Origin of the sequence: Thermomonospora echinospora (genome assembly GCF_900108175.1) — a bacterium.
Lineage (GTDB): Bacteria > Actinomycetota > Actinomycetes > Streptosporangiales > Streptosporangiaceae > Thermomonospora > Thermomonospora echinospora.
In genome coordinates this window covers 175,662-197,411 of the sequence record NZ_FNVO01000004.1, presented here as the reverse complement: position 1 = coordinate 197,411, position 21,750 = coordinate 175,662, and the positions used below count along the sequence as shown (strand labels likewise).

The 21,750-nt window shown below is 71.2% G+C and carries 18 protein-coding genes and 1 tRNA gene; 7 read left to right on the top strand and 12 right to left on the bottom strand.

Features of this window, described 5'->3' with window-relative positions; genetic code table 11:
* The first annotated feature begins 132 nt into the window (after positions 1–132).
* Together C4U03_RS41760 and C4U03_RS11085 are read left to right on the top strand one after the other, a co-directional pair.
* Positions 133–1,068 (top strand): helix-turn-helix domain-containing protein, encoded by a 936-nt coding sequence (locus C4U03_RS41760; RefSeq protein WP_235017769.1) that lies wholly within the window; start codon positions 133–135, stop codon positions 1,066–1,068.
* Positions 1,065–3,551, top strand: a complete 2,487-nt coding sequence (locus C4U03_RS11085; protein WP_103937649.1) for a VIT domain-containing protein — start codon at positions 1,065–1,067, stop codon at positions 3,549–3,551. Before C4U03_RS41760 ends, C4U03_RS11085 begins: the two co-directional genes overlap by 4 nt.
* Positions 3,552–4,444: 893 nt before the next feature.
* Here C4U03_RS11085 and C4U03_RS11080 read toward each other — a convergent pair.
* Together C4U03_RS11080 and C4U03_RS11075 are read right to left on the bottom strand one after the other, a co-directional pair.
* Positions 4,445–4,858, bottom strand: coding sequence for a DUF6292 family protein (locus C4U03_RS11080; protein WP_103937648.1), 414 nt, complete (start codon positions 4,856–4,858; stop codon positions 4,445–4,447).
* A 340-nt stretch (positions 4,859–5,198) separates the two neighbouring features.
* A complete protein-coding gene (locus C4U03_RS11075; protein WP_103937647.1) occupies positions 5,199–5,423 on the bottom strand; it encodes a hypothetical protein in 225 nt (74 codons plus the stop codon).
* Positions 5,424–5,764: 341 nt separating this feature from the next.
* Between C4U03_RS11075 and C4U03_RS11070 the strand changes: the two genes are divergently transcribed.
* Complete coding sequence (locus C4U03_RS11070) at positions 5,765–6,580, top strand: GntR family transcriptional regulator (protein WP_103937646.1); 816 nt, start codon at positions 5,765–5,767, stop codon at positions 6,578–6,580.
* A gap of 173 nt (positions 6,581–6,753) precedes the next feature.
* On the top strand, positions 6,754–7,455 hold the full coding sequence (locus C4U03_RS11065) for a GNAT family N-acetyltransferase (protein ID WP_160146965.1): 702 nt from the start codon (positions 6,754–6,756) through the stop codon (positions 7,453–7,455).
* Positions 7,456–7,741: 286 nt separating this feature from the next.
* Here C4U03_RS11065 and C4U03_RS11060 read toward each other — a convergent pair whose 3' ends face one another.
* The 3 genes from C4U03_RS11060 to C4U03_RS11050 form a co-directional block, all read right to left on the bottom strand.
* Positions 7,742–8,437, bottom strand: a complete 696-nt coding sequence (locus tag C4U03_RS11060; RefSeq protein WP_146087338.1) for a hypothetical protein — start codon at positions 8,435–8,437, stop codon at positions 7,742–7,744.
* A gap of 1,390 nt (positions 8,438–9,827) precedes the next feature.
* A complete protein-coding gene (locus C4U03_RS11055; protein WP_160146964.1) occupies positions 9,828–10,577 on the bottom strand; it encodes a DUF4142 domain-containing protein in 750 nt (249 codons plus the stop codon).
* 354 nt (positions 10,578–10,931) lie between these two features.
* Complete coding sequence (locus C4U03_RS11050) at positions 10,932–11,345, bottom strand: NYN domain-containing protein (RefSeq protein WP_327372550.1); 414 nt, start codon at positions 11,343–11,345, stop codon at positions 10,932–10,934.
* 531 nt (positions 11,346–11,876) lie between these two features.
* On the opposite strand from C4U03_RS11050, the gene C4U03_RS42450 reads away from it, so the two are divergent.
* On the top strand, positions 11,877–13,787 hold the full coding sequence (locus C4U03_RS42450) for a tetratricopeptide repeat protein (protein WP_103937641.1): 1,911 nt from the start codon (positions 11,877–11,879) through the stop codon (positions 13,785–13,787).
* A gap of 148 nt (positions 13,788–13,935) precedes the next feature.
* Entirely contained in the window at positions 13,936–14,130 is a 195-nt protein-coding gene (locus C4U03_RS41750) for a hypothetical protein (RefSeq protein ID WP_235017768.1), read from the top strand.
* 66 nt (positions 14,131–14,196) lie between these two features.
* On the opposite strand, the gene C4U03_RS11035 is transcribed toward C4U03_RS41750, so the two are convergent.
* A tRNA-Thr gene (locus C4U03_RS11035) sits at positions 14,197–14,269 on the bottom strand.
* Between the two features lie 54 nt (positions 14,270–14,323).
* A complete protein-coding gene (locus tag C4U03_RS11030) occupies positions 14,324–15,856 on the bottom strand; it encodes an alpha/beta hydrolase (protein WP_235017767.1) in 1,533 nt (510 codons plus the stop codon).
* 174 nt (positions 15,857–16,030) lie between these two features.
* Here C4U03_RS11030 and C4U03_RS11025 point away from each other — a divergent pair, with 174 nt between their 5' ends.
* Positions 16,031–16,780, top strand: coding sequence for a DUF427 domain-containing protein (locus C4U03_RS11025; protein WP_103937640.1), 750 nt, complete (start codon positions 16,031–16,033; stop codon positions 16,778–16,780).
* 39 nt (positions 16,781–16,819) lie between these two features.
* Here C4U03_RS11025 and C4U03_RS11020 read toward each other — a convergent pair whose 3' ends face one another.
* From C4U03_RS11020 to C4U03_RS11000, 5 genes are all read right to left on the bottom strand, one after another.
* Positions 16,820–17,656 (bottom strand): PSP1 domain-containing protein, encoded by an 837-nt coding sequence (locus C4U03_RS11020; RefSeq protein ID WP_235017766.1) that lies wholly within the window; start codon positions 17,654–17,656, stop codon positions 16,820–16,822.
* A gap of 72 nt (positions 17,657–17,728) precedes the next feature.
* The gene (locus C4U03_RS11015) at positions 17,729–18,706 is read right to left on the bottom strand and encodes a hypothetical protein (RefSeq protein ID WP_146087337.1); all 978 of its coding nucleotides are present in this window, start codon (positions 18,704–18,706) and stop codon (positions 17,729–17,731) included.
* A 444-nt stretch (positions 18,707–19,150) separates the two neighbouring features.
* Positions 19,151–19,987, bottom strand: a complete 837-nt coding sequence (locus tag C4U03_RS11010; protein ID WP_103937638.1) for a fructosamine kinase family protein — start codon at positions 19,985–19,987, stop codon at positions 19,151–19,153.
* Between the two features lie 3 nt (positions 19,988–19,990).
* Entirely contained in the window at positions 19,991–20,488 is a 498-nt protein-coding gene (locus C4U03_RS11005; RefSeq protein ID WP_103937637.1) for a low molecular weight protein-tyrosine-phosphatase, read from the bottom strand.
* Positions 20,489–20,568: 80 nt separating this feature from the next.
* Positions 20,569–21,741: a DNA polymerase III subunit delta' gene (locus tag C4U03_RS11000; protein WP_103937636.1), complete on the bottom strand. Its 1,173-nt coding sequence runs from the start codon at positions 21,739–21,741 to the stop codon at positions 20,569–20,571.
* Between the last annotated feature and the right edge of the window lie 9 nt (positions 21,742–21,750).

Here is a 21,750-nt window from a genome sequence, read left to right as displayed (position 1 = left end):
CCGTCCGCTCCAGGTCAGCGTGCTGTCCGCACCGCTGATCGTTCAAGGATTCCGGCCGGTCAGCGTGATCTCCACCTGTTCCGGCCGTTCCGAACATTGACACTGTCACTATGACAGTGTCACCATCGTCTCATGGAACCGCACTGGACGATCACCGAGCTGGCCGCGGCGGCCGCCGCCGCGCTCGGAGACGAGCCGGTACGGGTGAACGGCCGGGTCCGCGACCTGCCCAACGAACGCCTGATCCGCTGGTACACCACGATCGGGCTGGTGGACCCGCCGTCCGGCCGGCGTGGCCGCACCGCCCTGTACGGCGAGCGCCATCTGCTGCAACTGGTCGCCGTCAAACGACGCCAGGCGGCCGGCCGCACCATCGCCCAGATCCAGACCGAGCTGCTCGGCGCCACCGACACCATCCTCCGCGAGATCGCCGGACTGCCCGCCCGACCGCGGCCCACGCCTCCAAGCCCCCCGGCCGGCCGGCCGGACGCTCCCCCGCGGGACGCTCGCGACGCCCGCGCCCCTCGACCAGCCGCACCTGCGCAGCGCGTCCCCGCACCGGACGCCGACCGGTCGGACCCCCTCCTCCAGACCTCCCGCACACCGCGAACGGACACGCCCCCGCAAGGCTCCGCCACGCCCGACGTCAGCTGGTCGGAGGCTCCCGCCCCACGGCCGGACACCTCCGCACAGGGCTCCCCGGTGCCGGACGTCAGCTGGTCGAACGTTCTCGACGAGGGTCCCGGGCCGCAGGAGGAGCATGGGGCGTCCGGTGCGCGTGGCCGGTTCTGGGCGCAGGTCCCCTCCACCGGCGAGAGCGGTGCAGCACCACCGGCGCACCAGGGCGGCCTTCCGGCGGTGCGGCCGGTTCCGGTGTCCGGTGTCCGGCTCGCTCCCGGAGTGACGCTGCTGCTCGAATCGGCCGCGCTCACCCAGGCGGATCTGGAGGCCATCGGCAGGGCGGCCGAGCCGCTGCTGGCCGAGCTCCGGCGGCGCGGCCTCTTCTCCGATCCCCGCCTGATCGACGACCCCGCCTCACCCACCGACCTCAATGGGAGGCAGCCATGAACGTACGCATCGCACCACTGCCCGGTGAGGCGCCGCCGATCCCCGACGCGGGCCTGGGCGCGCTGACCACCGAACGGGGCAACCTCCCGCTCGACGCCGTCGACGTCCATGCCGCCGTCACCGGCCTGGTGGCGCGCATCGAGGTGAGCCAGGGCTTCCGCAACCCGTTCGACGTCCCCCTGGAGGCGACCTACGTCTTCCCGCTGCCGGACCGCGCCGCCGTCACCCGGATGCGGATGGAGGCCGCCGACCGGGTCGTGGAGGGGACGCTCAAGGAGCGCGGGCAGGCCCGCGCGGACTACGACGCGGCGGTCGCCGCCGGACAGCGCGCCGCGATCGCAGAGGAGGACCGGCCCGACGTCTTCACCATGCGGGTCGGCAACATCCTGCCCGGTGAGCGGGTCACCATCCGGATGACGCTCGACCAGCCGCTGCCGTACGAGGACGACGCCGCCACGTTCCGCTTCCCCCTGGTCGTGGCGCCCCGGTACATCCCCGGCGAGCCGCTGCCCGGCGAGCAGGCGGGGGACGGGACCGCCGCCGACACCGACGCCGTGCCCGACGCCTCCCGCATCAGCCCGCCGGTCCTACTGCCCGGCTTCCCCAACCCGGTGCGGTTGTCACTGACCGTGGACATCGACCCCGGCGGTCTTCCCCTCGGCGAGATCCGCTCCAGCCTGCACGTGGTCGCCCGGGACGGCGACGACTCCGGGCACACGACCGTGCGGCTGCACCCCGGCGAACGACTCGACCGCGACTTCATCCTGCGCCTGGCCTACCCGCGGCCGGAGACGACCGCGGCCGCACTGACGCTGACCCCCGACAAGGAGGGCGGGTCCGGGACGTTCGCCCTCACCGTGCTGCCCCCGTCCGGCCGGGGGGCGTCCCGGCCGCGGGATGTCGTCCTGCTGCTGGACCGCTCGGGCAGCATGGGCGGCTGGAAGATGGTGGCGGCCCGCCGGGCGGCGGCCCGGATCGTGGACACCCTCACCGACCGGGACCGGTTCGCGGTGCTGTCGTTCGACCACGAGGTCGCCTGGCCGCCGAGCCTGGGCTCCGGGCTCAGCCCCGCCTCCGATCGCAACCGGTTCCGCGCCGTGGAGCACCTGGCGGGTTTGCAGGCCCGCGGCGGCACCGAGATGCTGGCCCCGCTCCAGCAGGGCACCGCGTTGCTGAACGGCGACGACGCCGCGGGCCGGGACCGGGTGCTGGTCCTGATCACCGACGGGCAGGTCGGCAACGAGGATCACATCCTCGCCCGCGTCCAGCCGTCCCTGGCCGGGCTGCGGGTTCACACGGTCGGCATCGACCGGGCGGTGAACAGCGGTTTCCTGGGCCGGCTCGCCCTGGTCGGCCAGGGCCGCTTCGAACTGGTGGAGTCGGAGGACCGGCTGGACGAGGCGATGGAGCACATCCATCACCGCATCAACGCCCCGCTGCTGACCGGACTGTCCCTCGACTGGTCCGGTGTGGAGGTCGAGCCCGGCACGCTCGCCCCGCACCGGCTGGGCGCCCTCTTCCCCGGTGTCCCCCTGGTGGTGGCGGGCCGCTACCGCCGCGCGGACGACGGCTGCTCCGTCTCCGTCCGCGCCATCTCGTCCGACGGCACACCCTGGCGGCACGAGGCCACCGCGTCGGTCGCCGACCAGACCGGTGCCGCCACCGCCATCTGGGCCCGCGCCCACCTGCGCGACCTGGAGGACCAGTACGCCGTCAACGGCCTGCCGAACCTGGAGCGGCAGATCGTGGACACCTCCCTGCGCTTCAACGTGCTGTGCCGCTTCACCGCCTTCGTCGCGGTGGACAGCCGCGTCGTCGCCGAAGGCGGCCCCGCTCACCAGGTCGTCCAGCCGATCGAGCAGCCCTCCGGCTGGCAGATGCCCGCGCCCGTCGCGCCCATGAGCATGCCCATGGCGGCATCGCCGCCCCCCGGAGCCGCCCCGCCCACCGCCACCGGCGGCTATGGAATGCCCACCCCCGCCGGTCCGCTGCCCACCGGAACGCTGGCCGCGGAGTCCCTGGACAGTGCGATGCCCTCGCCACGCCAGCGCCGTGGCGCGAGGTCGCGACCGGGCGCCGCACCCGCCGCGCCCGCCGCGCCCGCTGTGCCCGCCGCACCCAGTGCGCCCGAGCCGGTCGGCGGCGCCGCCTCCCCCGGCCTCCCCACCGTCCGTACCCTGCTGCAGCAGGAGCTCGACCGGCTGGAGGCCCTGGCCGCCGCTCCCGGCCCCGAGCGCTGGCGGCACCTGTCCGACCTGCGCACCAGGCTGCTCGGCCTCACCGAGGCCGTCCGGCGCGAGGGCCTGCCGGCCGACCGGCTGACCGCCTTGGCCGAAGCCCTGGAGGTCACCGACGACCCGTCCCAGCAGTCCCGCCTGGACGAGCTGTGGTCGCTCACCGTCCGCGAACTGACCGCCCTCACCACCGGCACCGGCCGGCCCGCGCCCCAGGGCCGCCGCTCCTTCTGGAAGAGGCGCCCCTGACACCCCTCACCTGACCGGGGCGTACCGGACCACCAGTCCGGTACGCCCCATCAGAGGCCCGGCACTTCCACCGGGCGACCACCCCGCCGCCAGCAGGCCCAGCACCAGGGCTTCCCAACCAACCGGAATCCCTCCAAAGCAAGATCGGCTCAGCCCACGGCGATCTCACCGCGCCATCCGGCGGGGACTCCGCACTGCGGTGGTGAGACCGCCGCCACCTGACTCAAGCCGGCGCCCATGCATGGCGTACAGCGGCCACCCCTCCCGCTACCGCGGTGAAGAGGGCCACCACGCCCGCCTTCACACGAAGTGGCCAGCAGGGACGGCAGGGACGGCAGAATTGTCCATCCCCTTCGACTCGTGGAAACCGCGCGCTCGCCGACGCCGGTGGGGAGCGTGTCCGGCCGACGGTGGAGCCGACCTGCCACTGGAAAAGTTCGTCCAGGTGAACCTGTGCCGCTTGGCTCCGGTCACCGACGCTCCCACCGGATGTCGGCCTTGCCCCCGATGGAGCAGAGTCGGGCGGAATCCAGGAGCGTCGATAGTACGGAACGCCCATCGAAGAGACCTCACGCTCGCCGACACCGGCGGAGCAAAGTCGGGCGGAATCCAGGGATCGTCGACAGTACGGAATGCCTTGCCCCGGCTCGCAACAGAAGTGGGGCGCGTTCAATTCGCCGTGGTGGCAGGGCCGGGGAGACGGCGGGCAGAGCATAGTCACGGGCGGACGGCCGGGATCCGCGGACGGCTGAGGTCAGGGTTCCGGGATCGGGTTCGGTGGTCGACGGTCGCCTTGCCGGGATCGTCAGGTCGGTGGCCTGTGGGAGGTGCGGTGGTGCCTGAGCCCGCGGTGCGGGGACGTCGTTGTCCCGCGCCTCCGCGGGTGATGCTCGCTAGTGGCGGTCCCGGAGATGGTCGTCGAAACCGTCGCGCACATCGGTGTGCAGCCGGTGGACGACTCTGGGCTCGCGGGCACCGAGCAGGAATCGCCGCGCCGCGTCCTGCGGCTCGGGCAGCAGGCCGCCGCCCAGGTAGGCGGCCCCGGCCAACTCGGTGCGCTCACCCTGGCGGCCCGTGACGAAACGCCCCGCCCGCAGGCCGGTCTCCTCGTCCCACACCACAGCCTCGGTCTGCCCACCCGGCCGTTGCAGGACGATGGTGGCGTCTCTGGGATCGATCGGGTCCAGCCAGGCCGCCGAAATGCGCACCCCGTGTCCGGCGAGCGCATCCATCAGCGAGGCGATGTAGTGCTCGGTGAGGTTCACCCAGGCGACCGGGTGGGTCTTCAGCTCGGTCCTGTCGCGCACAGCGAAAACTCCTCTCTGCAGGCACCGAGCCCCATCGTGCCAGAAAAGAGATTGTTCGTCCATTTTGAATGTGTCATATGACGCATTCTCATTGCATCTGAGCAGGACGGAGCCGCCTCACCTCCTCCTACTCGGGATAGGCGTGACTGGTGTTGCCATTGTGGTCGCACCGCCGATTCCGGCGCCTCGCCGGACCGGGCGGACGATGAGCGGGCCGAAGAGCTCGGGTGAAGATTTTCTTCCAGGTGCACCCGGGCGGCTCCCAGCCGTCCAGCCCGGCCGCACGGCCGGCCGAGGGCCGGCGATCTGGTGGCGCCCGGTTCTCATACCGCTACGGCCGTCACTTCCCGGGCAGCGCCGCCGGCATGGCCCGTTCGGCCTGCTCCAGCGGCTCGCGCCTCAGGATGTACACGCCCGCCGCACGACGGGCGCGACGCGCGCCGGCTTTGTCCGCGGTGGGGATGGTCAGCGAGTCGCGCCGGCTGACGAGGGCGAAGCCGATCAGACAGGCCACGCACACCAGGAAGACGGCGAGTACGGATGCGAAGAAGATGATCAGGATCATGGATGGCTCCTCTGCCGCGGGCTCCTCCCCGGAAAGGGAATCGTGGCCCCGACCCGCAGGTCAGGGCGTTGTCCTCAGCGCCGATCCCGTCCATGCGGTCCAGACGTTCGGCAAGTGTGGCAACTGGCATGCTCCCACTGATCTCACCTGCTAGTCTGATGACATCCAGTGTGACCATTGGATTCATACCAACCTTTCAACCGAGACGGTACTTACCCACTTATGGACTCTTAAACACGATTGGAAGTGTTTGATCCATGTATCCGTTTGGATAGATCTGATGGGTAGCAGGCAGAACCTGGGTACGTAGCTCATAGCTGTCAGGTGGAGAGGAGACCACGATGGCCGCACCCCGCTTCCGGCAGATCGCCGAGGAGCTGATCCGCCGGATCGACAACGGCGCCTATCCAGAGGGCACCCAGCTGCCGACCGAGGTCCAGCTCATGGACGAGTTCGACGCCTCGCGCAACACCATCCGGGATGCGGTCAAGCTGCTCATCGGACGTGGGTTGGTGCATACCTCACCGGGACGCGGCACCTTCGTGCTCAGGGCGGTTGAGCCGTTCGCGCTCACCCTGGCCTCCGTGGGCACGGCGGGACAGACCAGTGAGAGCGAGGCCTACCGGTTCGAGGCCCGGCTGCAGGGCCGCGAGGCCAATGTCAGCGACCCCCGGGTGGAGATCAAGAAGGCCGCCGGCAGCGTGGCCCAGGCGCTGGGGATCGAGGCGGGGCAGCGCGTGGTGATCCGCCACCAGGAACGTCGCATCGACGGCCGCCCGTGGTCGTTGCAGACCTCCTGGTATCCGATGGCCTACGTGACTCAGGGCGCGGACCGCCTGATCGACGCCGAGGACATCCGCGAGGGCGTGGTCAAGTACCTCCAGGAGGAGCTCGGGGTCGAGCAGGCGGGCTACCGGGACAAGATCACCGCCCGGGTGCCCAACGCCCACGAAGCGTCCTTCTTCAACCTCCCCGACAGCGGCAGCACCGTGATCGTGCACGACCGGATCGCCTACGGCCGCGACAAGAAGCCCATCCGGCTGACCAACACCGTCTATCCGGCCGACCGCAACGAGCTCTACGTCGAGGTCGGCGACGTGCCGCCGCGGACGGGACCGACGCCGACCGTTCCGGTGGAGGGCGACGACGCCATCTGACGCCCGCCCCATTCGCCGCCCCCGGTCGGGCTAGCATGAACAACTTTCCTCATTGCCATCAGGGACCGGCCGACACCTGGGGCCTACCTTTTCAACCCCAGGCCTATTCACGCGTTTTCGGAGAAATGTCCATCCAAGAATTCATTGTGTACCGTGCCACTGCGGGCCCGGACGTGGACACCGTCATTGGGCTCATCGACGAGGCGTCACAGTGGCTGCGGCTGAAGGACACCGATCAGTGGGCGCGGCCATGGCCCGACGAGGAGTCCCGCCGGCAGCGGATCCTCGACGGCCTGCGCACCGGCACCACCTGGATCGTCCGGGACGGCACCGTCCCGGTGGCCACGGTGTCCATGACGGACGAGGGTAACCCGCTGCTGTGGCGTCCCGACGAACTGGCCGAACGCGCCGTCTACCTGCACCGGCTGGTGATCAGCCGCAAGTACGCCGGCCATGGCCTGGGCGCCGCCCTGCTGGAGTGGGCGGCCCAGGAGGGCCGCCGCGAATACGACGCAACGCTGCTGCGGATCGACGTCTGGCGGGACAACCTGGACCTGCACGCTTATTACCGCAGGCTCGGTTTCCGCCCGCCGAACGGCTCGGCTGAACCGGAGATCCGGGTCGACAAGGAACGCTGGCCGTCCGGCGCCGTCTTCCAGCGCCGCATTCCGGACGCCCGCACGTACCGGAAGAACCAGAAAATCCGCTTCACCCTGGTCGAGAACGCATCGCAGGCGCCGGACGCCGAGAGACCGATGGAATCGCCGCGGCATCCGTCCGGCACCCGTCCCGAGCCGATTCTGGCCATGGCCACGGGAATGCTCCTGACCGCCGTCAATTTGCTTCCCCTGATATCCCGCCACCCAGGCACCTGAACTCGGCCTGTCAGCCCTGCGGGGCCGATGCCGGACCGGTGGGCATCACCCGGGGCGAGCAGCCGGAGCCGCAGGTCACAACGTCGGTCTGGCTATCGCCGAACGGTCAGAAGACCCATTGCGGCCGATGGCTGTCCCAGGCCGCACCGGCAGCCGGTGAAACCCGTCAGGTCCGGCTACCGCGGCATCCCGTGTTCCGGCCGGCACCCTGCCGCCGTCCGCTTCCTTCCGCGAGACGAGCGGCGGCACGGCTCCGCCGGCAGGTCGTCGTCCACGTGTCCGGACGTCAGGCGACCTCGTCGGCGTCCCAGCCTCTCGCATCACCGCCGACGCCTTCCTTCACCGGATACGGCCGGGTCACACCGGGCCGGGGCGGAGACGGACGAAAGTAGGTCCACGCCAGGATCCGCTCCCCTTGGGCGACCAGCTTGATCGGCCGGTACATCTCGGGCTCGATCAGCAGGCCCGGCTCCCGGAGGACCTCCGCGTACACCTGGTCCGACGCGATGAATCCCAGTTCGGCGCAGTTGTCCGCACAAGCGCCGGCGAACTCTGCCGAATCCACGAGCGCACCTGCCAGCTGAACGGCGCGTCCCGCGGGCCCCGCCGGATCGAAGCAGACGATGCCCATGTGCACGGCCATCCGCATCCGCAGCCAGGCCGACTCGTTGTGCAGCCGGTTGTGCGCGCGAATCCCCGCGGCCAGCCCGGTGATCAGTGGCTCGGCCGACGCCTGCGGCGGTGTCTGCGCGGGTACCAGCACCAGCGCGCCGTTCCCCCGAGCCTGGACGAGACAGGACTGCCAGCCGATGCCGGCGCCGTCGAACGCGCTCTGCATGACCTTGTAGGAGGCCTCGCGGAGGTACATGGTCACCTTGTTGCTGCGCCATCCGTCGGGCGGAGTGGGCTCGATCACGACGAGTTGCCCGTACTCCTGGCCTGTCGTAGGCCAGGGCCGGGTCGGCGGCCAGTGGTCTGCCATGGTGCTCTCCCTGGTCGAGGCCGCGGGGCGGCTGGTCTCCAGGTCCGGGGCCCGGACATACCTGCTGAGCACCCTGACCATTCCGAAGGGTTGGCAGAACCACCGTTTAGCCTGGTTCTATTCGTCCCAACCTTTCATCCTTTACTATCGCCCGCTCGGACCGACTCCAAACCCGATCAGAGGCGATAAACCGATGAACAGTTCAAGGAGACTCATCGGATTGGTTGGGATGTTTGGTATCTGAGGGTAAGCAACCCCCCACTGACCAGCCAGAACATCGCCCGGACCCGGCGGACGTCCCGAACGCCCGGCCAGCTGGCCGGATTCGGCTCTCCGGATGCGTACCGGGTGGAGGCCCGTCGGCAACGGAGGCCGGTCGTACGTGGGCTCCGAGCCAGGGCCGCCCGGCAAGGTCATCGAGCAGGACGTCCTCGTCCAGGCCGAGGCCCGCCTTCCGCAGAGTACGCCTCTCCTGCGTGAACTCCGCCGAGGAGAGGCCATGGCGCTGCTCTGCCGGGGACCACCACTCAGAGTCCGGTGCGCATGACCCGTCTGCTCGCCCGATCAGAGGGTCAGCCTCTCATGGCGTAGACCACGAGGTTGCCGGAGCGGCCGGTCGAGTGACGATCGAACGCGCCGGTGCAGGTGATGAGCGCCGGTCGAGGCGGCTCCAGTGGAGTGAGCACCGACGCAGGCAGTCGCCGTTGGGGTGGGCGCGCCGGGCCGTGACCCGGTGATCGTGCGCCCGACCGTCGACGCTGCGGATACGAGCCTGGCTGCCCAGTGGCAGGCGTACGAGTGAGAACAGGGCTCCCGGCTCCTCCTCGACGGTGTCCACATGCCCGGCGACGACCACCGTGCCCTGTGCGGAGCCGGGTCCGGCTCCGCCTCGCCACCAGCCCAAGCCGCGCGGAGAGGAGGGAGTCTCTAGAGCCCTGTCGGGCCGGACGCCGACAGGACGTACCCGGGCCCGGAGCCGGAGGGCAGGGATCTCCGGTTCGACCGACGGGACTTGTTACCGGATACGCCGGTCGTCTCATTGAGGTGTGGCGGTCTCATGCGCACCGCGGCGGGGCGTGCCGCGTCCCTGTTGGCGACCGACAACACCATGGCCGGGCGCCGGAGGCGGTCAGGCGGGATCGGCCTTCCGTTCACGGAAGGCCGATCTTTCCTCTTCGCCAGTTCTGGTCGCCGGCCCCCTTCGCCGGGCCCGCACCGAGAACCCGACCGTCACACTTCGATCAGGGGCGTTTCCGGCCGGTCGGCCCTCGGGACCGTGCCGGCGTCCACGGTCTGCGGGGGTACCGCTGCGGTGAGAGGCACGGCCATGCCTGCACCACAGAAGGTGAGCGTCATGCCGGGCAGGACGCTCACCGCACCTGTGTGATCCTCAGCGCTTTCGCAACGCCCGGCGCCGCCACAGCAGGAAGCCGCCGACGGTGACGGGGAGGCCTGCGGCGAGCAGACCGTAACCGAGTGCAGGAGACCGCCGGTTTTCTGCGGTCTCCCCCTGGCCAGTGGTCTCCGCCCGGCCACCGGCTCCGGCCTGAACCGCCTGCGGCGTTCCGGTCGCCCTCTGCGCCTGCGGCGTTCCGGTCGCCCTCTGCGCCTGCGGTGTTCCGACCGTCTTCTGCGCCTGCAGCAACTCCTGCAGGTGCCCCTGGATCACCGGCGCGCTGGACGTGGCGACCTGTTTGGCCTCGGGTGTGACGCCCGCCCGCAGTTCCTGCTCACCGGCGGCGATGGCCGTCCGGTGCTCGCGGATCATGAACTCCAGCCAGGCCCGGTCGAACGCCGATCCGGACAGGGCGTTCACCCGGTCATATTCGGCCTGCTGCTTCTGCGTCGGCCGCATGGGCAGCGAAACGCCCAGTTTCCGCGCCGCGTCCTGGACCGCCGTGTCGAGCCTGGTGTGGTCCGTCACGAAACGCTGGCCGATCGCACGCACGACGCTCGCCTGCGCCTTTTGCTGTGCGGCCTTGCCCGCCATGATCTCCGTCAGATTTCCCTGATGGGCCGCTATCAGAAATCCCCTGTCCTGGGCCGGCACCCCCGGCCGGGCCGCGGCGGGCGACATGGCCCCGGCCGAGAAGGCGATGACCGCACCGGCGGTCAGAACGGCACGCAAGATCGACATCATTACCTCCACAGTGCACCCGAACCGAGCGGGCGACACCGCGGATCCTTCCCCAGGGCACCCCGGTCTATGATGTCGGTCATACCACCCTGAAACCACCATTGCCGATTCATGGATTATTGCGGCGTCATCCGACGTACATATGACTCATCCACTGCCGGCAATTCCCCCTGGCGACGACAGACTGAACTCCCCCGAATTGGACACATTTCCGGACAATGCCCACAGACGTACACGACTCGAAGGCAGCACCCGGGAGGAAGCACTCCCCGTTTTCGCAGCCATGCTTCAGGCCTCTCCGGAGCCGCATTGTCCCGAGGCGACACGCCGGACAGCGCGGCCCGACCCTCCGTGTCGCTACCAGTAGTCGCGGCGATCACGGACCCTGACGAAGTCGGCACCGCCAAGGGTGGCACGCCAGACGTTCCGCCGTCCGGGCTTGAGCCGGCGCGCTCCCCGCCATCCTCCGGTCTCGACCTTCGAGCGGCCTCTGTACAGCGCTCGCTCGATCGCCGGTTCCATGTCCGTGTCGTGTGATGCGAGGATCACCACGTCGTAGGTGCCCTGCTGGGCGAGGTCGACGACGTCCAGGGCGACAAGAACGTCGACGCCCTTCTCGCGTGGGCGTTCCTGGCACCAGGACTCGCCCCAGTTCGCCGGATACCGCAACGTCCTGGAAGTGATCTCCACCCTTGGGTCCCTCGACCAGTTGGCCGCCTGCCGCTGGTTGGCGCTGTAGAGCCGGGGCTCTCGCTGGTTGCTGGGGTGCACCCCGGTAGACCTTGACCGCTTGCAGCCGAGCGTTCTTCTGCTCGGGGATCTGCTGACGCTCGGCTCTGACCTCCACCAGCCTCTCGGCGAACGCCAGCGGGTCAACGAGCGTGTCCCTGGTGTCGGTGCCGGAGGGGCGAAGAGATCGCGGGCGGTCAGATGGATGTTCTGATAGTCGATCAGCACGACTACGGAGGGTTCGTCGGGCACCGCTCCACTCTGCCCGATCTACAAAGCAAATGCCCGCCAGTTCCGGAGAACGGCGGGCAGCAACATTGACTGACTTTACCCGCTCTGCCTAAGGCTGTCTACAGGCTCGTACGACTTTCATGATCACGTTGCCCGCTGCGCCGTCGACACGGCGCGCCGGGACCGGGCGGAACAGGCCGCATGCCCGGCACCCTGGAGCGGCACCGCAGGCCCTGCGGCAGCACCTTGGCCTCGGCTGGTGCGGTGGTGGCACGTTGTGGTCAGGCATTGTGTCTGAGTCGCCGGGACGGTTGGTGGTGGTCGGCGCGAGGATGTTCGGTTATGGCGGGTGTGGGTCGGTGGCTGTGGCGGGTGCTGTGGGGGTTGGGGCTGGCCGCGGTGGGGGCGCTGGCGGTGGCGTGGCTGACCGATCGCAAGCTGGTATGGCTGGCGGGGATGGTCGGGGCGGTCACGGGTGGGTTCGCGCCCACGGTGTTCGACTGGCTCAAGGAGCGTGCCGTCACCCGTGAGGCGTTGGGCGAACTGGAGGAGTTGGCCGGGCCGGTCGGGGGGCCGGCGGGGTTGTTGGATCCGCGGCGTCAGGTGGTGGAGTTCGTCGGCCGTGATGATGAGCTGACGGGGTTGATCGCCTGGTGTGAGGACGTCTTGGCGGGGCGGGTACGGCTTTTGACCGGGCCGGGTGGGATGGGCAAGACCCGGCTGTCGGTGCAGTTGTGCGTGCGGATGGCCGAGGTGGGGTGGCGGTGCGTGCGGGTGGCCGACGGCGCCGAGGACACCGCGCTGTCCGCGCTGCGAGCCGGCGTGGGGGGCCGGGTGCTGCTGGTGGTGGACTATGCCGAGACCCGGGTGGGGCTTTCGGCCTTGTTGCGGCAGGTGGCCGCCGATACCGGCACGGTGCGGGTGCTGCTGCTGGCGCGCAGTGCCGGTGAGTGGTGGGACCGGCTCAAGGCCACCGAACCCCAGGTGCGGACGCTGATCGCCGGGGATGCGGTGCGGATGGAACTGGGCGCGGTGCTGGATGCGCACCTGTCGGACGCGCAGGTGGTGGAGCGGGCGGTTCCCAGGTTCGCGGCCGCGTTGGGCGTGGAGCATCCGGTACGGGCGCAGGTCGAGGACGAGGGACACCGGGCGCGGGTGCTGGATCTGCACGCGGCGGCGCTGGTGGCGGTGCTGCGCGCCCTCCAGGCCCAGCAGCAGGGGCAGCCCGCCCCGGGGGTGGTGCGGGTGCGGCTGGCCGATGTGCTGGGTGAGCTGCTCGGTCATGAGGAACGGTACTGGCTGGGCAGTGCGCAGCGGGCGGGCCTGCTGGACGGACCGCACGCGATGACCCCGGCGGTGCTGCGGCAGATCGTGGCGGCCGGGTGCCTGCTGGGAGCGGCGACCAAAGACGAGGCGCTGCGGCTGCTGGAACGGGTACCGGACGCAGTCGCCACGCCGCGGGTGACGGCCTGGCTACGGGAGCTGTACCCGCCCGCGACTTCCCCTCAGGGGACAGGTGAGTGGCTGGGGTCGTTGCAACCGGACCGGCTGGCCGAACACCACACCATCGCCGAACTGTCAGCCGCACCCGATCTGGCCGAGGCATGCCTGACGGATTTGGACGATCGGCAGGCATTGCGGGCGATCACACTGCTGGGGCGAGCCTCGGTCGACCTGCCCGAGGCGGCGCCGCTGCTGGAACGGCTGCTGGGGCTGGTGGAACGGATCGTGGCCGACCTGCCCGCCGATCTGCCTCTGCTGACCGCCATCGCCAACGCCATCCCCTACCCGTCCCTGGTGCTGGCCGAGACGGACGTGGCGATCACCCGCCGCATCCTGGACACCCTGTCCGACCGGCCCACCCCCGAACGCGCCTACTGGCTGGATACCCTCGGCGTCACCCTTTCTCAGACCGGCCGACCCGCACCCGCCCTGCCGGTCACCCAGGAGGCGGTGGCGATCTACCGGGAGCTGGCCGAGTCCCGCCCCGACCGCCACCGCTCCGACCTCGCCCGATCCCTGTCCAACCTCGGTGTCCGCTTCTCGGCGCTGGGCCGCCCGGCCGATGCCCTGCCGGTCGCCCAGGAGGCGGTGACCATCTACCGGGAACTGGCCGAGGCCTACCCCGACCGCCACCGCCCCGACTTCGCCACCTCCCTGTCCAACCTCGGCATCACCCTCTCGGAACTGGGTCGTCCCGACGAGGCAGAGAACGCCCGGTTGGAGGCCGAAGCCCTCCGCAGGGATTCCTAGCCCTGACGCCGAAAGCCGGTCCGGCCGGGCCGGGACCGGCCCGGAGAGGCCGCACGCCCGGCCCGGCCAGACCGGCCGGCGGCGCGTAGCGGCGCCCTTGAAAACGTAGAGAAAGTCCTAATCAGGGCTGGTGGGTGGCCCAGGCCGGTTGCTGATCTCTCGGGTTGGGCTGGATGTAGTCGCAAGCTGCTCGGGGCCGGCGGGCGTCCCCGTCCACATGGTGGCCACCCGGCTGGGCCACGCCGACCCGGCGATCACACTTCGGGTCTACGTCCATGTGATCCGGTCCGCCGAGGTCGCTGCGGCGGATGTCTTCGCCAAGGTGATGAGCGGGGCGGCGTAGCCCCTGTTAGCAGACCTGTTAGCAAAGGGCCCCTTGCGGAAGATCGCAAGGGGCCCTTGACCTGGGAGCCGCCTATCGGAATCGAACCGATGACCTATTCATTACGAGTGAATCGCTCTGCCGACTGAGCTAAGGCGGCGTGCCGTATGGAGGCGGCGGCAGAGAGTCTACCGGGTCTGAGTGGGTGCGTGCATCAGCGGCAGACGGTGCCCTTCTTGGGTGGGGTGCCGGTGAGCAGGTAGTGGTCGGTGGCCTTGGTGATGCAGGGAGGGCCGCCGAGGTAGGCGGTGTGGCCGTCGCCGTCCAGGGTGAGGAGGGTGCCGGAGTCCAGCTGGGAGGCCAGGGACTGGGCCCAGCGGTACGGGGTGGCCGGGTCCCGGGTGGTGCCGATGACGAGGATGGGGGCGGAGCCCTTGGCGGAGATGGCGTGGGGGGCCTTCTTGGTCTGGACGGGCCAGTAGACGCAGGGCAGACCGCCCCAGGCGACGTAGCTGCCGAAGTGGGGAGCGACCTTCTCGGCCTTGTCGACCTCTTTCTGGTAGGCGGCGGCGTCCGGCGGGTTGGGCTTGTCGACGCAGTTGACGGCCATGTTGGCCTCCATCTGGTTGCTGTAGGTGCCGTCGGGACGCCGCTGGAGCATCTGGTCGGCCAGAGCGAGCAGGAGGTCTCCCTGGTCCTTCTGGATGGCCTGGGCCAGAGCTTGGCGGAGGGTCGGCCAGAAGCCCTTGTTGTAGAGGGCGGCGGCGATGCCGGTGGTGACCCAGGTCTCGTTGATGGGGCGGCTGTCGCCGCGGACGCTCTTGAGTGGGGCGCTGTCGGTCCGGCGCTGCAGTTCGGCGATCTTGTTGAGGGCCTGGCCGGGGTCGGAGCCCAGCGGGCAGTTGGGGGCGGCGGCGCAGTCCGCGGCGAAGGCGCGCAGGGCGGTCTCGAAGCCCTTGGCCTGCTCGATGAGCGTCTCGGTGGAGGACAGCCTGGGGTCGACCGCGCCGTCCAGGACGAACGTGCGGATGTTGCGGGGGAACTGCTCGGCGTAGACGGCGCCCAGGTAGGTGCCGTACGAGAAGCCCATGTAGTTGAGCTTGGCGTCGCCCAGGGCGGCACGGATGACGTCCATGTCGCGGGCGGCGTCGACCGTCCCGACGTGCGGGAGGATCGGACCGGACCGGGTCTTGCAGCCGTCGGCCAGGGCCTGGCTCTCGGTGCGCAAGGCGGCGAGCTCGTGGGAGTTGTCCGGGGAGCTGTCGGTGCCGAAGAAGCGGTCGAGCTGGGGGCCGTCCAGGCAGCTGACGGGGTCGCTCTCGCCGACGCCGCGCGGGTCGAAGCCGACCACGTCGAAGCGGTCGCGCACGTCCCGGCCGAAGAGGCCGCCGGCCTGGCGGATGAACTCCACGCCGGAGCCGCCGGGACCGCCGGGGTTGGTCACCAGGGAGCCGATGCGCTCGGAACGGTCCCTGGCGGGCAGCCGGACGATCGCCAAGCCGATCTGCTCGCCCTGGGGTCTGCCGTAGTCGAGCGGCACCTTGACGGTGGCGCACTCCAGGCCGTTCCCGCACCCGCGCCAGGACGGTTTCTGGTCGTAGTACTGCTTCAGGCCGCGCGGGGTCGGCGGGGTCTCCTCGCTGGTGCCGGTGGTGCATCCGGCCACCAGGGCGGCCGAGGCCGTCAGCACCGCCATGAGCCGGCGGACGGCCGTGGCGGGCCGCCGTGCCGTGCCGTATCCGTTCAACGTCCACCCCGTCTTGGTCGCGCGGGCCGCCCGGTGCGGTCTCACTGCGTGACCACCCATAGTCGTACCTATTGCACGCCTGAGAACAGGGGAAACGCAGTCTGTGGACAAGCCGTCCAGCGGAGGCGGGCGGAACGCAGAAATAGCCGGGCCCGGCGCGGTGTTGGCGCGGGCATGAGCACTGAGCGCGGAGTACGGATCGAGCCCGGCACGAGGCGGGTGCGCGTGTATCTCGGCGGTGAGGTGGTCGCCGACACCACCCGCCCGTCTCTGGTGTGGGAGGTGCCCTACTACCCCACCTACTACTTTCCGCTGGAGGACGTCCGGACCGACCTGCTGACGCCCGACGGGGAGACCAAGCGCTCACCCAGCCGGGGCGAGGGAAGGCTGTTCACGGTCAAGGCGAACGGAGCTCAGGCGGCGGGGGCGGCGCTACGGTACGAGGACTCCCCGATCGAGGCGCTGCGCGACCTGGTGAGGTTCGAATGGGACGCCATGGACGGGTGGTTTGAGGAGGACGAGGAGGTGTTCACGCACCCGCGTGACCCCTACCACCGCGTCGACGTCCTGGCGAGCTCACGGCACATACGGGTCGAGGTGGACGGGGTGACGGTGGCCGAGTCCGCCAGCCCGAGGCTGCTGTTCGAGACCGGGCTTCCGGTCCGCTACTACCTGCCCAAGACGCACGTCCGGATGGACCTGCTGGAGCGTACCGACACGGCCACGCACTGCCCCTACAAGGGCGAGGCCGAGTACTGGTCGGTACGCGTCGGCGACAAGGTCCACACGGACGTGGTGTGGTCCTACCGCCTGCCCCTGCCGGAGAGCCAGAAGGTCGCGGGACTGGTCTCGTTCTACAACGAGAAGGTCGACATCTACGTCGACGGGGTCAAGCAGGAACGGCCGAAGACCCAGTTCGCCTGATCACGCGCCTGCCCGGAGCCGCTTCGGCTGACCACGCGCCTACTCGGGGGAGGCGGGGCGGCCGTAGGCGGCGTCGTGCTGGCGGCGGGGGGAGCAGACCGACGCGGACGGACATGAGCAGCGGCGGCCTCCGTCCAGGCGGACGGTGACCTCGTCGGCCGGGACGTTGCGGGCGACCACCTGGCCGCTGCCCTCCGGGGTGTCGACCCGCTGGCCGAGCCTGGGCATCCTCTGGTGCGCCTCGACGTACAGCGGGTGCTCGTACTTGAGGCAGCACATGAGCCGGCCGCAGGCGCCCGCGATCCGCAGGGGGTTGACCGGCAGGTCCTGCTCCTTGGCCATCCGTACGGAGACGGGCTCGAAGTCCTTGAGGAAGGTGGCGCAGCACAGGTCGCGGCCACAGGGGCCAATGCCGCCCTGGAGGCGGGCCTCGTCGCGGGGCCCCACCTGGCGCAGCTCCACCCGGGCCTTGATGGTGCGGGCCAGGTCCCGCACCAGGGCGCGGAAGTCCACCCGGTGCGGGGCCGAGAAGTACACCTTGAACACCTCGTCGGCGTCCAGGTAGTCGACCCCGATCACCTTCATCGGCAGACCGTGCTTGCGGATCAGGCGCTTGGCGACGCTGCGGCCCTCCGCCCGGCGGCGCCGGTTGGCCTCGTCGCGCGCCAAGTGCTCGTCGTCGGCGAGGCCCGCGCAGACCGGCAGCCCGTCGATGTCCTCGGAGACCCACTGCGGCGCCCACACGCACTCGGCCACCTCCGGGCCGGAGTCGGTGGGGACCAGCACCTTGTCACCCACCCTGGGCGAGTGCGGGCCCGGATCGAGGTAGTACAGCCGCCCGTATCGGGTGAAGCTGACGGCCATCACCATGCCCATGGTCCGGACCCCTTCGCCGCTCCTGGTGTCCTCACCTTACGTCGTACCTCACGGGGACGAACGTGAGCCAGGTCACCAGGCCACGTCGGCGTAGCCCTCCGCGGGAACGCCCCGGACGCCCTTGCCCGGGACGGCGTAGACCAGTTCCTCGGTGCCGGCGGCGAGCACGTGACCGCCCTCGGAGTGCCGGGTCAGCCCGGACAGCTCCCCGGACCGGCCGGCCTCGCGGGTCCACAGCACCTTGGTGCGCCGGCCGGTCGCGGCGGAGAACTCCTGCAACGACAGCCCCGACGCCGCCCGGACCCCGGCCACGATGGTGGTGCCGTCCCCGTTCAGGACGGCGGCGGTGCCGCCCTCCGGCAGCATGAGGACGGGCTTGCTGACCCGCAGGTCCGCGCCGGCGGCCGTGGTGTCGAGGGTACGGACCTGACGGCGCACGGCGGTGCCGCGGACGGTGGTCCACACGAACGACAGCGTGTCGCCGGCCCAGGACAGGCTGCTGACCCGGCCGGGCGAACTGGCCGCCCACTGCCGCCGGTCCGCGGCCTTGGCGGAGGCGATCTCGATGCGGCCGACGCCCCCCGCGCCGTAGGCGACGTAGGCGATCCGCTTGCCGTCCTCGCTGACGGCCATGTCGGAACGGGCGGCGGACGACGCGCCGCGCACCGCCAGGCCGGGGATCTGGGCCAGCTTCCGGGGCGCCCCGTCCTCGGACAGGGTGAGCCGGTAGAAGGTGATCCGCCCGGGCGAGTAGGCCGACAGCACGTACGACCCGTTCCCGGCCGAGGCCACCTGGTGCCAGCGCTGCCCCTGCGGGGCGGCGGCGTCCACGCCCACGTTCGCGCCGGTCCGCGCGTCCCGGATCGACACCGCCTCACCGGCGCGGCGGATGGCCACGACGTGGCGGGGCGGCGCCGCCTCCTTGTCGTTGCCGACCGTCTTGGCGACCTTCTCGGCCGGCTTCTTGCCGTCGGACCCGCCGCTCTGCCGGTCGTTGACGAAGTCGACGGCGCCGGCGACCAGCACGGCGAACGCCACGGCGGTCGCCACCGGGCCGAGGCTGCCGACCCGTAGCAACGGCCTGTCGGACCGGGACCTCCCGGAACCGGCGGCCTCCGGGGCCGGTCCCCCCGGGCGGGGGGATTCCTCGTGTCGCTGTTCGCGCCTGTCGTCCATCAGGTCCGCCGCACCGACCTCTCCATGTCGCGGCCTATCGGTTCTGCTCATGGCCCGTCCGGTCCCGGCGTCCCGGCCCCGCCGCCCGCCGAGCAGGCCCAGGGCGGCGACGACGGCCAGTGCGGCCAGCACGGCGACCACCAGCGCGACGCCGTCCTGTCGCCGGGACGCGGCCCGACGGTCGCCGGCCCCTTCGTGTCGTCCTGCACGTCTGCCGTCCACCGGGCCCGCCGCACCGACCTCTCCATGTCGCGACCAGATTGTCTTATCTCATGACCAAGATCCACAATCCCGGGCTCCCCGAAAGTCGCCCCCGCCTCAGCCGGACGCGCGCAGCGCAGCCCGCGCGGCCTCGACGACGGCACCGCGGTAGGAGGATCCGAACAGCGCCACGTGCACCAGCAGCGGATGCAACTGGTGCAGGGGAATCCGGGCCCGCCAGCCCGGGGAGAGCGGGCTCGCCTCCTGATAGGACGCCAGAATACGGGTCATATGCGGCGCACCGAACAGATTCAGCATCGCCAGGTCGGTCTCCCGGTGGCCGCCGTGCGCCGCCGGATCGACCAGCCAGGCACGGCCTGCCGACCACAGCACGTTGCCCGACCACAGGTCACCGTGGATGCGGGCGGGCGGCTCGGCGGGCCCGGCCAGCGTCTCGATTTCTGCCATCACCCGTTCGACCAGCCGGGTCTCCGCCGGGTCCAGGTATGGGGCGGCCAGCCGGAGATAGGGGGCGATCCGGCGCTCGGCGTACCAGTGCGGCCACCGGTCGGCCGGGGTGTTGTCCAGGGGAAGCCGCGCGATGAACCCCGGCCAGGAGGCGCCGAACGATGGGGCGCCGACGGTGTGCAGGGCCGCCAGCTCGCGGCCGAAGCGCTCGGCGACTCCGGGCGAGGGCGGCTCGGACGGCAGCCAGGGCAGCACCAGCAGGCGGTCGTCGGCGGCGACCACCTCGGGCACCGGCCCGTCCGCCAGCCAGCGCAGCCCGGCGGCCTCGGCGGCGAAGACCCCGGACCGTTCGTCGGCGGCCTTGACGAACACCTCCCGGCCGTCGGCCAGCACGACCCGCCACAGTGACCACGCGTGGCTGGTGCCCAGGCCGGTGACCTCGGCCGCGGGCACGCCCAGCAGCTGCTCCAGCCGCGCCCGGTCCATCGCTCAGCGCTCCTTGAGCCCGTCGCGGTCCTTGAGCGCGTTGCCGACCTCGTCGAGCAGGCCGGGGACGGCCGCCTCGATCAGCTCGCGCACGTGCTCGAAGTCCGTCCGGCCGCCGTAGTACGGGTCGGGCACGTCCAGCTCGCCGCCGGCGTCCGGGTCGAACTCCCGCAGCAGCCTGATCTTGTCCCGGGCGGCGGCGTCCGGCGCCATCGCCCGCAGCTCGCGCAGATGGCCCCGGTCCAGTGCGATGATCAGGTCGTAGTGGTCGAACCAGGCGGCCTCGAACTGCCGCGCCTGGTGCGCCGACCGGTAGCCGCCTTGGGTCAGCGTCCGCACCGTCCGGTGGTCGGCGTCGTCGCCGACGTGCCAGCCGTCGGTCCCGGAACTGTCCACCTCCACGTCCAGCCCGGCCTCCGCCACATGGTGGCGGAGGATCCACTCGGCCATCGGCGAGCGGCAGATGTTGCCCGTGCAGACGAACGTGACGCGATACGGCATGCTCCCCATCCTGCCCGAGCCGTCCCGGTGCCCGGCCCGGCCCGGCCCTCAGCCGGTACGCCCTTCAGCCAGTACGCCTTTCAGCCGGTACGCAGGGCCAGCGTCATCGCCTCGACCGCCAGCAGCGGGTTGACGTTGGCGTCCAGCCGGCCGCGGCACTCCATGATCGCCTCCAGCCGCCGCAGCGTCTCCTCCGGGGTTCCCGCCGACGCCACCGAGCGCAGTTCGGCGGCGCGGTCGGTGTTCACCAGGTCGACCGCGGAGCCCAGTTGCAGGGCCAGGACGTCGCGGTAGTAGGACGCCAGGTCCAGCAGGGCCCGGTCCAGGGAGTCGCGCTTGACCCGGGTGGCGCGGGACTTCTGGCGGTCCTCCAGCTCCTTGAGGGCGCCGGCCGTGCCGCGCGGCATCCGGCCCTTCTCGCTCTCCCCCAGCGCCCGCCGCAGTTCGGCGGTCTCGGTGGCGTTGAGCTCCTCGGTGGTGGCCTTGGCGTCGGCCTCGGCGGCGGCCACCAGCGCGGCGGCGGCGTTCACCGCCGGGGCGACCCCGGTCAGCCGTCCCGGCAGGGCCAGCATCTCGCCGCGCCGCCGGCGGGTCTCCTGGTCGGTGGCCAGCCGGCGGGCGCGGCCGATGTCGCCCTGGGCGGCCCGGGCGGCCGCCTCGGCGGTCTCGGGGTCGATCCCGTCCCGGCGGATCAGCACGTCGGCGACCGCCGAGGCCGGCGGCGTCCGCAGGGTGACCAGCCGGCACCGGGACCTGATCGTCGTCACCAGGTCCTCCGGGGACGGCGAGCACAGCAGCCAGACCGTCCTGGGCGGCGGCTCCTCGATCGCCTTCAGCAACGCGTTGGCGGCCGCCTCGGTGGCCCGGTCGGCGTCCTCGAACAGCACCACCTGCCAGCGCCCGCCGCTGGGCGAGGACGCGGCCCGCAGCACCAGCTCCCGGGTCTCCTTCACGCCGTAGGACAGCCCCGTCGGCCGCACCACCTCGATGTCGGCGTGCGTGCCCTGCAACGCCTGGTGGCACGACGCGCAGTGCCCGCACCCCCGCGGCGCCTCCCGGCACTGCAGCGCCGCCGCGAACGCCCGCGCCGCGGTGGACCGCCCCGACCCGGGCGGCCCGGTGAACAGCCACGCGTGGGTCATCCCTGCGGCGGCCCGCTCGTCCCCCGCCAGCGCACCGGCCCCCGCCTCGGCGGCCGTGGCCAGCTGCTCGACGACCGGCCCCTGCCCCACCAGGTCATCCCAGACGCTCATGGCCCCTAA

Bases quoted from the DNA above. Each gene is read 5' to 3' on its own strand.
- C4U03_RS11025 (WP_103937640.1), top strand. From the start codon at position 16,031: ATGAGCACTGAGCGCGGAGTACGGATCGAGCCCGGCACGAGGCGGGTG.
- C4U03_RS11060 (WP_146087338.1), bottom strand. From the start codon at position 8,437: ATGGCAGACCACTGGCCGCCGACCCGGCCCTGGCCTACGACAGGCCAG.
- C4U03_RS11070 (WP_103937646.1), top strand. From the start codon at position 5,765: ATGGCCGCACCCCGCTTCCGGCAGATCGCCGAGGAGCTGATCCGCCGG.
- C4U03_RS11005 (WP_103937637.1), bottom strand. From the start codon at position 20,488: ATGCCGTATCGCGTCACGTTCGTCTGCACGGGCAACATCTGCCGCTCG.
- C4U03_RS11055 (WP_160146964.1), bottom strand. From the start codon at position 10,577: ATGATGTCGATCTTGCGTGCCGTTCTGACCGCCGGTGCGGTCATCGCC.
- C4U03_RS11020 (WP_235017766.1), bottom strand. From the start codon at position 17,656: ATGGGCATGGTGATGGCCGTCAGCTTCACCCGATACGGGCGGCTGTAC.
- C4U03_RS11010 (WP_103937638.1), bottom strand. From the start codon at position 19,987: ATGGACCGGGCGCGGCTGGAGCAGCTGCTGGGCGTGCCCGCGGCCGAG.
- C4U03_RS42450 (WP_103937641.1), top strand. From the start codon at position 11,877: ATGGCGGGTGTGGGTCGGTGGCTGTGGCGGGTGCTGTGGGGGTTGGGG.
- C4U03_RS11075 (WP_103937647.1), bottom strand. From the start codon at position 5,423: ATGATCCTGATCATCTTCTTCGCATCCGTACTCGCCGTCTTCCTGGTG.
- C4U03_RS41760 (WP_235017769.1), top strand. From the start codon at position 133: ATGGAACCGCACTGGACGATCACCGAGCTGGCCGCGGCGGCCGCCGCC.
- C4U03_RS11085 (WP_103937649.1), top strand. From the start codon at position 1,065: ATGAACGTACGCATCGCACCACTGCCCGGTGAGGCGCCGCCGATCCCC.
- C4U03_RS11000 (WP_103937636.1), bottom strand. From the start codon at position 21,741: ATGAGCGTCTGGGATGACCTGGTGGGGCAGGGGCCGGTCGTCGAGCAG.